The following is a 12,327-nucleotide window of genomic DNA, read 5'->3' on the forward strand; positions in this document are numbered from 1 at the left end:
CGACGCTCTTGTCGCCGATGGTCACCGCGTCGGGCACCAGGTACCAGATGGTCGCGCCCACGCCGATCACCGACAGCCCGCCGCAGACGAGCAGGCCCTGGTAGAGCGCGCCCATGATGTTGCGGCTCTTGCCCATCCGCACGAAGAAGGCGCCGATGATGGAGGTAATGATGCAGACGCCGCAGATGGCCAGCGGCAGCAGCATGATGTTGCCCAGCAGCGCCGAGCCGCCGAAGAAGATCGCCGCCAGGACCATGGTGGCGACCGTGGTCACCGCATAGGTCTCGAACAGGTCGGCGGCCATGCCGGCGCAGTCGCCGACGTTGTCGCCCACGTTGTCGGCGATGGTGGCGGCGTTGCGGGGATCGTCTTCCGGGATCCCAGCCTCGACCTTGCCCACCATGTCGCCGCCCACGTCGGCGCCCTTGGTGAAGATGCCGCCGCCGAGACGGGCGAAGATGGAGATCAGCGAGGCGCCGAAGCCCAGGGCGACCAGGCTGTCGATCACGTCGCGCGAGGTGTTCTCGAGGCCGAGCGGACCGGTCAGGACGTAGTAGTAGACCGAGACGCCGAGGAGGGCGAAGCCCGCCACCAGCATGCCGGTCACCGCGCCCGAGCGGAACGCCATGGAGAGGCCCTTCTCAAGACCCTCCGACGCCGCCTGCGCGGTGCGCACGTTGGCGCGCACCGAGATCAGCATGCCGGCGAAGCCCGCCGCGCCCGAGAGGACGGCGCCGATCAGGAAGCCGACCGCGGCCAGCGGCCCGATCAGGGCCCAGGCGATCACCAGGACGACGACGCCCACGATCGCGATGGTCATGTATTGCCGGCGCAGGTAGGCGGTCGCGCCTTCCTGGATGGCGGCGGCGATCTCCTGCATGCGCGCGTTGCCGGGCGAGGCCCGAAGCAGCGCGCTGGACTGCACGATGCCGTAAAGCACCGCGAGCAGCCCGGCTGCGATCACCAGCGTAAGCGTTAGACTCATATCTTGCGCGTCCCTCTCCGATTGCGCGACGGGCGAACCGGTCTGCGCCGCCTCTGGCGGCCTCCGGTCTCAGCCCAGCCCCGTGTTTTCCCCGATTTTAGAGGCGCGGACTCAAAAACGCGCCCCGAACAAGGCGGCGCGAAAGTGCCAAAGATGGCTCTGCCACGCAACCGCCTGTGAGAACGGCATTTTTTTAGCCCTCTCCCGAGGGCGGCTCTGGAGAGGCCACTAAGCTGACAGGCGCTCCGCCAGGCCCGTGATCGCCGACGCCACCGCCGTGGGCTGGCTCACCGGCGCAAGGTGGTTGAGCGGCAGGCGCACCAGGGGCCAACCCAGCCGGTTGGCTGCGCGCGCCTCGTCCTCATAGGCCTCGCTGAGCTTCAGATAGGCCGACCGCTCGGGCGACTCACCCGCGGGCGCGACCTCCTCGAACCAGGCGACCGGGATCGGCTCCAGTTCCGCGATCAGGGCCTCCCGCGCGGCTTCGTCGGGCACGAGCCTCTCCAGCGCGCCGGGCGGCCACCATTCGTCCCAGGCCGGCAGCCGGCCATCCCGCGCGCCGGAGCGTAGGTGATGGCGCAACTCGGCGGGCGCGGTGTCGAACCAGCTCCGCCCCGGGTGCGGCAGGATGGCGTCCACCAAGATCGCACCGGCCAGCGCGCGTCGCGCCGCCACCGCCGGGACCAGGGCCCCGGCCCCGCTGTGCGCGACGAGCACCGCCGGTTCGCCCGGCGCGATCTGCGCCGCCGCCGCCTCGGCCAGTTGCTCGTAGTAGCTCCCGCCCAGACTTGAGAGCCGCGGCAGGGCGAGCACCTGCCCGCCCAGCGCCTCCGCCACGGCCCGCCAGCTGTACGGCCCGAGCACCGGGCTCGGCAGCAGGACGAACCGGGGCACGGCCTCAGCCCTCGTACTTGTCGGCCACCATGCGGTTCAGCAGCCGCACGCCGAAGCCCGTCGCCCCGTCCGGGATCGTCGGCACGCTCGACGGCTTCTTCCAGGCGGTGGAGGCGATATCCAGGTGCGCCCACGGCACGCCGTTGACGAACTTCTGGATGAACAGCGCCGCGGTGATCGAGCCGCCCGGCCGACCGCCGGTGTTCTTCACGTCGGCGATCATGGAGTCGATCTGGCGGTTGTACTGGTCCGGCAGCGGCAGCCGCCACAGGGGCTCGCCCTCCGCGGCCGAGGCCGCCAGCAGGTTCCCCGAGAGCTCGTCGTTGTTGGAGAACAGGCCGGCGTAGTCATGGCCTAGGGCCACGATGATCGCCCCGGTGAGGGTGGCGAGGTCCACCATGAACTTCGGCTTGAAGCGGTCCTGGCAGTACCAGACGGCGTCGGCCAGCACGAGCCGGCCCTCGGCGTCGGTGTTGATCACCTCGATGGTCTGGCCGGACATGGAGGTCACCACGTCGCCCGGCCGCTGGGCGGCGCCGTCGGGCATGTTCTCAACCAGCCCGAGGATGCCGATCGCGTTCACCTTGGCCTTCCGGCCGGCGAGCACGTGCATCAGGCCGGTGACGGCGCCGGCCCCGCCCATGTCCCACTTCATGTCCTCCATGTTCTCGGCGGGCTTGATGGAGATCCCGCCGCTGTCGAAGCAGACGCCCTTGCCGATGAAGGCGACCGGCTGCGCCTTCGCGTCCGCGGCGCCGTTCCAGCGGATGATTGCGAGCTGGCTCTCGCGCACGCTGCCCTGACCTACGCCGAGCAGCGAGCCCATGCCGAGCGCCCGCATGGCGTCCTCGCCGAGGATCTCCACCTCCAGGCCCAGGCTCTCCAGCTCCTTCACGCGTCGGGCGAACTCGACCGGATAGAGAACGTTGGCCGGCTCGGAGACCAGGTCGCGCGTGAAGGCGATCGCATCGGCGAGCGCAGCCAGCGGCGGGAAGGCGGCCAGCGCCGCGTCCGCGTCGGCGCCCGCCACCTGGGTCAGCACGATCGCCGGCTTTCTCTCCGGCGGCTCCTTGGTGCGGTATTTGTCGAAACGGTAGCTGGCCAGGCGAACGCCCAGCGCGGCGCGGGCGGCGAGTTGCGGATCGTTCGTCGGCAGCTCGACCCGGAGCGCCTCCAGCCCAGAGGCCTTCACGGCGTGGTAGGCCGAGGCGGCCGCATGCTCCGCGCCCACGGGGTCGAAGGCCTCGACCTTGCCGGCCCCCACCAGAACGAGCCGCTGCGCCGCCATGCCTTCGGGGGCCAGGATGTCCAGGGTCTGGCCCTTGGCGCCGGTGAATCGGCTGGCGGCCGCTGCGCGCGCGAGCTGGCCCTCCAGGCCCGGACCCTCGTACACGATCCGGGCGAGCGCGCTATTCGGCGGCAAGGCGGCGTCGGCCGCGACGAACTGGATTTCCATCAGGTGTCTTCCGGAGCTTGTTGAGCGGCGTCAGGCCGCTCCCGCGGCGTGACCTTGCGCCGGTTGTGCGGGGCGGCGACGCGTGATTTAGAACAGCTTCGCGGCCGCGGCGCGGCAAATCCTCCGGCTTTCGCCCATTTTCTGATCATGCGGCTGATCGATAGATATCTTCTGCGCCAGCTGCTCGGGCCGACTGTGCTGGCGGCGCTTGCGCTGACCGCCGTGGCGCTGCTCAGCCAGAGCCTTTCGGCCCTCGACCTGATGGTGGAGCAGCGGCAGAGCGCGCTGGTGTTCCTGAAGGTGACGCTGCTGGCGATGCCGCAGCTGATCAACCTGGTGCTGCCGATCGCGGTGTTCGTGGCGGCCCTGGTGGCGCTCAACCGGCTGCACACCGAGCAGGAGATCGTGGTCTGTTTCGCCGGCGGAATGAGCCGCTGGCGCGTGATCTCGCCGGCCATGCGGCTGGCCGCGACGATCGCTTTTCTCGCCCTGCTGATGAACCTTTTCGTCCAGCCGGCCGCGTCGCGCGCCATGCGCGAGGAGCTGTTCCAGGTGAGGACCGACCTCGCCTCGACCCTGGTCCGCGAAGGCGAGTTCACGGAGCCAGCGCCGGGGCTCACGGTCTACGCCCAGAACGTCGACGCGAACGGCGACTTCCGCAACCTGTTCATCCACCAGAGCAAGTCCGACGGCACGGCCACGACCTACATGGCCGACCGCGGCCATCTGGCCAAGCGGCTCGGACGGCCGGTGCTGATCCTGAAGAACGGTTCGACCCAGGCCTTCTCCAACAACGGCGTGCTGAACTACCTCACCTTCGATGAATACGCCTTCGACCTGGCCCCGCTCGCCAACACCGACGAGCTCGTCCACTACAAGCCTTCGGACCGCTACCTGCACGAGCTGTTCTTCCCCGACCTGACGCAGGACTGGGAGCGGCGCAACCGCAAGGGCCTGCTCGCCGAGGGGAACGCCCGCCTCGCCACGCCGCTCTACAACATCGCATTCACGGCCATGGCGCTGTCGGCGATCATCGGCGGCGGCTTCTCGCGCCTGGGCTATGGACGCCGGATCGCCGTCACCTCGGCCGCCGCCGCCGGCGTGCGGATCCTGGGTTTCATCGTGCAGGCCGCCTGCGAGAGCAGCGTGTGGCTGAACGTGCTGCAATACGCCGTGCCCGTGGCCGCCGCGGCGATTGCGCTGCGCAGCGTCTTCCGCCGCCGCGCCGGCCCCTTGGCCGCGCGCCGGACGGCTCGCGCCGGCATGGCGCCGGCGGCCGCATGACCGGGATCGGCCGCATAGAGCGGTATGTGCTGGGGCGGGTGCTGGGCGGCGTCGGCGCCGCGCTCGCCGTGATCACGGCGGTCATTCTACTCGTCGAGTTCGTCGACCTGTCGCGCACGGTGGGCATCCGCACCGACGTGGGCGTGGGCGAGATCTTCTGGCTCTCGATCCTCAGGGGCCCTTCCCTGGCGCTTGTCTTGCTGCCCTTCGTGTTCCTGTTCGGCGGCATCGGCGCCTACGTCGGCCTCAATCGGCGCAGCGAACTGGTCGCCATGCGCGCGGCCGGCGTCTCCGCCTGGCGCTTCATCCTGCCCTCCGCCGCCGCAGCGTTCGCGATCGGACTGGCGGCCATCATCGTGCTCAATCCGGTCGCCTCGGCGCTCAGCGCCCGCTTTGAGATCGAGCGGGCGCGCCTGATGCAGAACTATCTCGGCGACATCCCGCAGGACGTCTGGCTGCGGCAAGGCGACGACCGCACCCAGATCGTGATCCACGCGCGGGCCCGCGACACGGTCCAGGGCTTCGTGCGGCTGCGCGGCGTCTCGCTCTACATCTATCAAAAGAACACGACCGGGGCGCCGGAGTTCAAGCAACGCATCGAAGCCAGCGAGGCGCGGCTGATGCCGGGCTTCTGGCAGCTTCGCGACGTCCGCGAAGCCACCGCGGGGGAAAGCTCGGTCCACTCCGACACGCTCTCCATCCGCTCCAGCCTCGATGCGGAGGCGGCGATGGAGCGGTTCGCCTCGCCGGAGGCCATTTCGTTCTTGCGCCTGCCCGACGCCATCCGGCTGACCGAACAGGCGGGATTCTCGGCGGCCGGCTATCGGCTGCGGTTCTGGCAACTCCTGGCCACGCCGCTGCTGTATGCCGCCATGGCGGTGCTGGCGGCCGCCTTCTCGCTCCGGCTGGCCCGGCTGGGCGGTCTGGCGGGCCTCGCCGGCGCCGGCGTCGCCTTGGGTTTCGTGCTGTTCTTCTTCAACCAGTTCGCCGGGGCGCTGGCCCGCGCCGACATCATCCCGCTGTTCGCCGCCGCCTGGGCGCCGCCAGTTGTGGCGTTGCTCTCCGGCCTCAGCCTGCTGTTCTTCACCGAAGACGGTTGAATCCTGAGCCCCTCCGGCTATGCATCCATAGCCGGGCTTCCGCCGTCGGCGTCGGAACAGGGGTCCGAGAGCTTGATCAGATTGCGCCGGCGCTCGCCCTTTGCTGCCGCCCAGCGTGCGCTGCTCGCCGGCGCGGCGATCGCGGCGATCGGCGCGGGCCCCGCCCTGGCCCAGCGGCCACCGCGACCGCCGCCCCCGACGGCTCCCGCCCCCGACGGCCTGCAGCCTGGCGAGCTCTACATGGAGGCCGACCAGGTCGTCCGGGACGACCAGAACAAGACCACCACCGCACAGGGATCGGTGGAGGTCCGCTACCAGGGCCGCACGCTGCGGGCCGACCGGGTCGTCTACCAGGAGGGACCTGACGGCCAGGAAGGCGTCATCCGCGCGTTCGGTCATGTGCAGATCATCAACGCCGATGGCTCGGTGGAATTCGCCGACCAACTCGTGCTCGACGACAAGATGCAGGCCGGCGTGGCGCAGGGCTTTGCGGCCCGCATGCCGCAGACCGTCCCGGGATTCGGCGCCCAGGAGATCAAGCTCGCCGGCGCGACCGCGGTCCGCCGCTCCGAGGACGTGCAGGAGCTGAACCGCGCGATCTACACGGCCTGCCCGATCTGCGCCAACAACCACGCGGTCAAGCCCACCTGGTCGATCACCGCCGAGCGCGTGGTCGAGGACAAGCCCCGGCGCATCATCTACTACCGCCACGCCCGCATCCTCGTGCACGGCGTGCCGATCCTCTATTTCCCGATCTTCTGGCACGCCGACCCGACGGCGGAGCGCGTCTCGGGCCTGCTCGGGCCGAAGTTCCAGATCTCCAACCGGCGGGGCTTCTCCTACGAGCAGCCCTACCTGTTCACGCTGACGCCCTACACGGACCTGATCCTCAGCCCCCAGATCAACACCAAGGTCAGTCCGTTCCTGAACGGCCGCATTCGCCAGCGCTTCTACTCGGGCGATATCGACCTGCGGTTCGGCTACACCCACGAGCGGGACTTCGACAGCAACGGCCACAAGTTCGGCGACGACACCAACCGCAGCTATATCCTGGGTCGCGGCGGCTTCCAGGTGAGCGACACCTGGCGCTGGGGCTTCACCGCCGAGCGCACCTCCGACCCGCTGCTGTTCGACAAATACCAGATCGGCGACGTCTACCTGACCCGAGGCCCCTACATCCCGGACGATCGGCGGCTGATCAGCCAGGTCTACGCCGCGCGTCAGGATACGCAGTCCTATTTCTCGATCGCGGCGATGAGCTTCCAGGGCCTTCGGGCCGGCGACAACGACCGCACCTTCCCGATCGTGGCCCCGCTGGTCGAGGCCCGCTACGACGATCCCAGCCAGCTGCTGGGCGGCCGCCTGCGGGTGACCGGCAGCGCCGTGGCGCTCACCCGCGACCAATCGCCGACCGACCCCGCCGCCCGGCTTCCCGGCCTCGACAGCCGGCGCGTGACCGGGGAGGTCAACTGGCAAGCGGCCTTCACCTCGCCCGCCGGCCTGCGCGTCGAGCCCTACGTCGATGTCCGCGCCGACGCCTACAGCCTGAGCGACATGCTCACCGGGGCAGGCGCCCAGACCACCTCGCGCGAGGTCTCGCGCGCGCTCGGCGTCGCCGGCGCCACCGTCACCTATCCGGTCTACCGGCGGTTCTCCGACTACACGGTCGTGCTGGAGCCGGTCGTGCAGCTCGCCGCCTCGCCCAAGGCCAAGCAGATCGTGGTCGGCCACGACGCCTCGGGCCAGCCGATCTTCCTCGACGAGGACAGCGTCGCCTTCGACTTCGACGAGACCACCCTCTTCAGGCCGGACAAGTTCCCGGGCTACGATCTCTACGAGGACGGCATCCGGCTCAATGTCGCGGGCCGCGCCGAGGTGCTGTGGGATGACGGCCGCCGCGCCAACCTGCTGGTCGGGCGCAGCTTCCGCGACAAAAGGAACAGCGTCTTCCCGGCCGGCAGCGGACTGCAAGGCCGCGCATCCGACTGGATCGTCGCGGCCGACGCCCAGCCGATCAAGGGCCTCTCCCTGTTCGTCCGCGCCCGGCTGGATTCCGACGACCTCTCGGTCCATCGGGCGGAAGCCGGCGTGAACCTGACCAACAAATGGGGCACGGGCTTCGTCCGCTACCTGCGCGACGACGCCAATGTGCTCGGCCCCACGGTGATCGGCTCGCAGGTGATCCCGGCCGGCCAGCGGATCGAGAACTTCGAGCTGGGCGGCGACGTGCCGATCGGCAAGAACTGGGGCTTCACCGCCTACGGCAACCGCGACATGATCCAGCACGCCTGGGTGATCCGCGACATCGGAGTCTATTACCGCGACGACTGCACGCGTGTAGATGTGATCTACAGGAGGGAAGACACCATCATCGGGCGGTTGGGGCCGACGGATTCGATTGCCTTGCGCCTAACGCTCGCCACATTGGGGTCTCCATTTACGGTCCGATAGGAAAGCCGGCCGCGGCCGCTCGAAGGAATGATTTCATCGATGATGCGCCGCTGTAACCTCACCGCCTTGGCGGCGCGGAGCGCGACCCTGTCCGTCGTGCTGGCGCTTGCGGGTCTCGTCGCCTCGGCCCAGGCGCAGAACCCGGCTGCAGCCCAGCAGACCTCGCCCGAAGCCGCGCCGCCTCCCGCAGCCGCGCCCGCCGCCGCTCCGCAACCCAAGATGCTGTCGGAATCGGTCGCCGCGGTGGTCAACGACGACATCATCTCCACCTATGACCTCGCCCAGCGCGTGCGCCTCCTGGCCGCCACCTCCGGCGTGCAGCCGACCCAGGAGACGCTTCCCCAGTTCGAGCGCGAGGCGCTGATCTCGCTGATCGACGAGCACCTGCAGATGCAGGAACTCAAGCGGGTGGAGAAGGAACAGAAGTTCAAGATCATCGCCACCGACCAGGACGTCGAGGCCGAGCTGGACTCCATGGCCAAGCAGAACAACACCACCAAGGAGCAGATGCTCGCGGCCCTGGCCAAGGCCGGCGTCAGCGCCGAGGCCATGAAGCAGCAGGTCAAGGCGCAGATCAGCTGGCGGGACTGGATCCGCGGCCGCTACGGCAGCCGCCTGCGGATCGGCGAGGATCAGATCAAGGCGGTGCAGACCATGCTCCAGGCCGACGCCTCGAAGCCGCAGTATGAGGTCAGCGAAGTGTTCATCGACGCCTCGCGCGTCGGCGGCGTCAACCAGGCCATGCAAGGCGCCCAGCAGCTCGTGACCCAGATGCAGCAGGGCGCGCCGTTTGCCGCCGTCGCCCGGCAGTTCTCGGCCTCCCCGACCGCCGCGGCCGGCGGCGATGCGGGTTGGATCAGCCCAGGCGAGATGCCGCCGGAGGTCGACGCCGCGCTAGAGCAGCTGCGCCCGGGCCAGCTGTCGGCGCCCATTCCGGTCAAGGACGGCGTCTACATCATCTATCTGCGCGACAAGCGCTCCGGCGCCGGTCAGACGCTGGTCAGCCTCAAGCAGGCGGCCATCGCCCTGCCGCAGAGCGCCACCCAGGCCGACATCGAGGCCGCAACGGCCAAGCTCGAAGCCCTGCGCCCGCAGATCAAGGGCTGCGACAGCCTGGAATCCGTCGCAGCCAAGGCGCCGGGTGTCGTGGCCGGGGACCTCGGCGAGGCCGAGATCAGCGATCTCGCGCCGCAGTTCAAGGACGCCGCCGAGCACCTGCAGGTCGGTCAGGTCTCGCAGCCGATCCGCACCAATGTGGGCCTGCACCTGGTGGCGCTCTGCGGCCGCCGCGCCGCGAACGGGCAGACGCTCAACCATGACGAGATCGAGAACCGGCTCTACGGCCAGCAGCTCAGCATGATCTCACGGCGCTACATGCGCGACCTGCGCAGCTCCGCCACCATCGAGACCCGGTGACGGCGGAACCCCTCGCCCTCACGCTCGGCGATCCGGCGGGCGTCGGCCCGGAGATCGCGGTCAAGGCCTGGAGCGCGCTGCGGCGCGAGGGCGCGGTCTTCTTCGTCATCGGCGACCACGACGCGCTCGCCGCCGCGCCGGGGGGCGGCGTGGCCCTGAAGCGGATCCTGGGGCCGGAGGAGGCGGCGAGCAGCTTCCCGGACGCCCTGCCGGTGCTCGACGCGCCGCTCAGGACGCCGGTCGTCGCCGGCCAGTCCTCCGCAGCCGCCGCCGAGTCCATCGTCGGCTGGATCGAGCGCGCCGTGGGCCTGGCGCTCGCGGGCTCGGTCTCCGGCGTGGTCACCGCCCCGATCGCCAAGGCCCCGCTCTACGAGGCGGGATTCAGGTTTCCCGGCCACACCGAGTTCCTGGGCGAGCTCACCGCGGCGGTTCCCTACGACGGAGCCCGCGGGCCGGTGATGATGCTGACCGCAGGCGATCTGCGCACCACCCTGGTCACGGTGCACGAGCCGATCGCCTGCGTCCCGGGACTGCTGTCGGTGGCGCGGATCGTCCACGCCGGCCGCGTCACCGCCGAGGCGCTTCGGCGCGATTTCGGCCTGGCCCAGCCCCGCCTGGCCGTCGCCGGCCTCAATCCGCATGCCGGCGAAGCCGGCGCGATCGGGCGCGAGGACGCCGAGATCATCGCCCCCGCCGTCGCCGCCCTGCGGGCCGAGGGGGTGGACGCGAGCGGCCCCTACCCGGCCGACACCCTGTTCCCGCCCGAGATGCGCGCCCGCTACGACGCGGTGGTGTGCATGTATCACGACCAGGCGCTGATCCCGGTGAAGATGCTGGACTTCTGGGGCGGCGTGAACGTCACCCTGGGGCTGCCGATCGTGCGCACCTCGCCCGACCACGGCACCGGCTTCGACATCGCCGGCCGCGGGATCGCCCGCCCGGACAGCCTGATCGCCGCGATCCGCCTGGCCGCGGCGATCGCACGGACGCGGGCCGGGTGAGCCTCGGCGACCTCCCGCCGCTGCGCGAGGCGCTGGCGGCGCACGGGCTGATGGCCCGCAAGGCCTTCGGCCAGCACTTCCTGCTGGACCTCAACCTCACGCGCAAGATCGCCAGGGTGGCCGAGGTCGGCCCTGGCGACGTGGTGATCGAAGTCGGTCCCGGCCCCGGCGGCCTCACCCGCGCCCTGCTGGAAACCGGCGCCCGGGTCGTCGCCATCGAGAAGGACGCCCGCTTCCGTCCGCTGCTGGAGGCGCTGGGCTCCGTCGCGGGCGATCGGCTCGAGTTGATCATGGACGATGCGCTGAAGGTCGACCAAGCCGCGCTGGCCTGCGGCCCCGCGCACGTGGTCTCGAACCTGCCCTACAACGTCGGAACGCCGCTGCTGATCAAGTGGCTGACCGGCCCCTGGACGCCCCTGTCCCTGACGCTGATGTTCCAGAAGGAGGTGGCCGAGCGGATCGCCGCCCAGCCCGGTTCGTCCGCCTACGGCCGCCTGGCGGTGATCGCCCAGGCGACCGCGCGAGCGCGCCTCGCGATGGAGGTTCCGGCCCGCGCCTTCACCCCGCCGCCGAAGGTGGACTCCGCAGTCGTGAGGCTCACGCCGCGGGCCGACCGGCCGTCGCCCGCCCGGCTCGAGGCCCTGCAGCACGTCACCGCCGCCGGCTTCGGTCAGCGGCGCAAGATGCTGCGCGCCAGCCTGAGGCCGCTCGGCGGCGAGGCCCTGGCGCAGGCCGCCGGGCTCGATCCCCGGGCGCGCGCCGAGACCATCGACGTTGCCGGGTTCCTCAGGCTCGCCGACGCCTGGCTCGCGGGCCGCGACCGGTTGCGCCCAGCGCCGCAATAGGGCTCGAATGCCCGCCCCGCTGGCTGTCGAGGAGCCGCCATGCTGACTCTCCTGGGCGTGGCCGTCGTGGTGCTGGGCTTCGCCGCCGGCTTCAACCCCCTGCTGGTGGTGGTGGCCGCCGCCCTGGTCACCGGCTGGACGGCCGGCATCCCGCCGCTGCAGGTGCTGGCCGCGCTCGGCAAGGCGTTCAACGACAACCGCTTCGTCTCGGCCGCCCTGCTGGTGCTGCCGGTGATCGGGGTCGCCGAGCGCGCCGGGCTGCAGGAGCGGGCGCGGATGCTGATCGGCCGGTTCCGGCGGCTGTCGTTCGCGCCGCTGCTGATCGGCTACATGGTGTTCCGCCAGGTCACCGCCGCCATCGGCCTCACCTCGATCGCCGGCCAGGCGCAGAGCATCCGCCCGATGGTCGCTCCGATGGCCGAGGCCGCGGCCGAGAAGGACGCCGGCGCGCTCGACCCCGAGGCGCGCGAGCGCATCCGCGCCTGGGCCGCGGCCACCGACAACATCGCCCTGTTCTTCAGCGAGGACGTGTTCATCGCCGTCGGCTCGATCCTGCTGATGGTCGGCTTCCTCGCCCAGAGCGGGCTCAACCTCGATCCCCTGCAGCTCTCGGTGTGGGCGATCCCGACGGCGCTGGCCGCGCTGCTGATCCACGGGACGCGGCTTGTCCTTCTGCAGCGGCGCCTCAAGCGCCGCGGCGGAGCGGGCGGATGATCAAGCTCGGCGTCGTCTATATCCTCGCGGGCCTGGTGTTCGCCGCCTTCGCGGTGCTGAGCGCGGCCGATCGGAAAAATCCCAAGCGCTTCGGCAACGCCGGCTTCTGGGGCCTGGTGGCGCTGAGCTTCCTGGCCGGCGACCGGCTGGGCGATCTGGGCGACGGCGTGCTCGTGCTCGG

The 12,327-nt window shown here is 70.5% G+C and carries 11 protein-coding genes; 8 read left to right on the forward strand and 3 right to left on the reverse strand.

The window, feature by feature from the left end:
• From VLI41_RS15460 to VLI41_RS15470, 3 genes are all read right to left on the reverse strand, one after another.
• The coding region (locus tag VLI41_RS15460; protein WP_325268981.1) for a sodium/proton-translocating pyrophosphatase at nt 1-985 on the reverse strand (985 nt) is incomplete at its 3' end.
• A 228-nt stretch (nt 986-1,213) separates the two neighbouring features.
• On the reverse strand, nt 1,214-1,879 hold the full coding sequence (locus VLI41_RS15465) for an alpha/beta fold hydrolase (RefSeq protein ID WP_325268982.1): 666 nt from the start codon (nt 1,877-1,879) through the stop codon (nt 1,214-1,216).
• Between the two features lie 4 nt (nt 1,880-1,883).
• On the reverse strand, nt 1,884-3,335 hold the full coding sequence (locus tag VLI41_RS15470) for a leucyl aminopeptidase (protein WP_325268983.1): 1,452 nt from the start codon (nt 3,333-3,335) through the stop codon (nt 1,884-1,886).
• Between the two features lie 147 nt (nt 3,336-3,482).
• Between VLI41_RS15470 and lptF the strand changes: the two genes are divergently transcribed.
• From lptF to VLI41_RS15510, 8 genes are all read left to right on the forward strand, one after another.
• Nucleotides 3,483-4,619, forward strand: a complete 1,137-nt coding sequence (gene lptF / locus VLI41_RS15475) for an LPS export ABC transporter permease LptF (protein ID WP_325268984.1) — start codon at nt 3,483-3,485, stop codon at nt 4,617-4,619.
• Nucleotides 4,616-5,719, forward strand: coding sequence for an LptF/LptG family permease (locus VLI41_RS15480; protein ID WP_325268985.1), 1,104 nt, complete (start codon nt 4,616-4,618; stop codon nt 5,717-5,719). Before lptF ends, VLI41_RS15480 begins: the two co-directional genes overlap by 4 nt.
• A gap of 72 nt (nt 5,720-5,791) precedes the next feature.
• Entirely contained in the window at nt 5,792-8,170 is a 2,379-nt protein-coding gene (locus tag VLI41_RS15485) for an LPS-assembly protein LptD (protein ID WP_325268986.1), read from the forward strand.
• Between the two features lie 39 nt (nt 8,171-8,209).
• A complete protein-coding gene (locus VLI41_RS15490) occupies nt 8,210-9,586 on the forward strand; it encodes a peptidylprolyl isomerase (RefSeq protein WP_325268987.1) in 1,377 nt (458 codons plus the stop codon).
• Nucleotides 9,583-10,587: a 4-hydroxythreonine-4-phosphate dehydrogenase PdxA gene (gene pdxA, locus VLI41_RS15495; protein ID WP_325268988.1), complete on the forward strand. Its 1,005-nt coding sequence runs from the start codon at nt 9,583-9,585 to the stop codon at nt 10,585-10,587. Before VLI41_RS15490 ends, pdxA begins: the two co-directional genes overlap by 4 nt.
• Complete coding sequence (gene rsmA / locus VLI41_RS15500; RefSeq protein WP_325268989.1) at nt 10,584-11,432, forward strand: 16S rRNA (adenine(1518)-N(6)/adenine(1519)-N(6))-dimethyltransferase RsmA; 849 nt, start codon at nt 10,584-10,586, stop codon at nt 11,430-11,432. The genes pdxA and rsmA overlap by 4 nt, the downstream gene beginning before the upstream one ends.
• A 39-nt stretch (nt 11,433-11,471) precedes the next feature.
• Nucleotides 11,472-12,146 (forward strand): DUF969 domain-containing protein, encoded by a 675-nt coding sequence (locus VLI41_RS15505; protein ID WP_325268990.1) that lies wholly within the window; start codon nt 11,472-11,474, stop codon nt 12,144-12,146.
• The coding region (locus VLI41_RS15510; protein WP_325268991.1) for a 5-oxoproline transporter, DUF979 family subunit at nt 12,143-12,327 on the forward strand (185 nt) is incomplete at its 3' end. The genes VLI41_RS15505 and VLI41_RS15510, both read left to right, overlap by 4 nt.

The sequence above is a fragment of the Phenylobacterium sp. genome, from assembly GCF_035475775.1.
Classification (GTDB): Bacteria; Pseudomonadota; Alphaproteobacteria; order Caulobacterales; family Caulobacteraceae; genus Phenylobacterium.

Coding starts and splice junctions, on each gene's coding strand:
- VLI41_RS15505 (WP_325268990.1), top strand. CDS start 11,472: ATGCTGACTCTCCTGGGCGTGGCCGTCGTGGTGCTGGGCTTCGCCGCC.
- lptF (WP_325268984.1), top strand. CDS start 3,483: ATGCGGCTGATCGATAGATATCTTCTGCGCCAGCTGCTCGGGCCGACT.
- VLI41_RS15480 (WP_325268985.1), top strand. CDS start 4,616: ATGACCGGGATCGGCCGCATAGAGCGGTATGTGCTGGGGCGGGTGCTG.
- VLI41_RS15490 (WP_325268987.1), top strand. CDS start 8,210: ATGATGCGCCGCTGTAACCTCACCGCCTTGGCGGCGCGGAGCGCGACC.
- VLI41_RS15470 (WP_325268983.1), bottom strand. CDS start 3,335: ATGGAAATCCAGTTCGTCGCGGCCGACGCCGCCTTGCCGCCGAATAGC.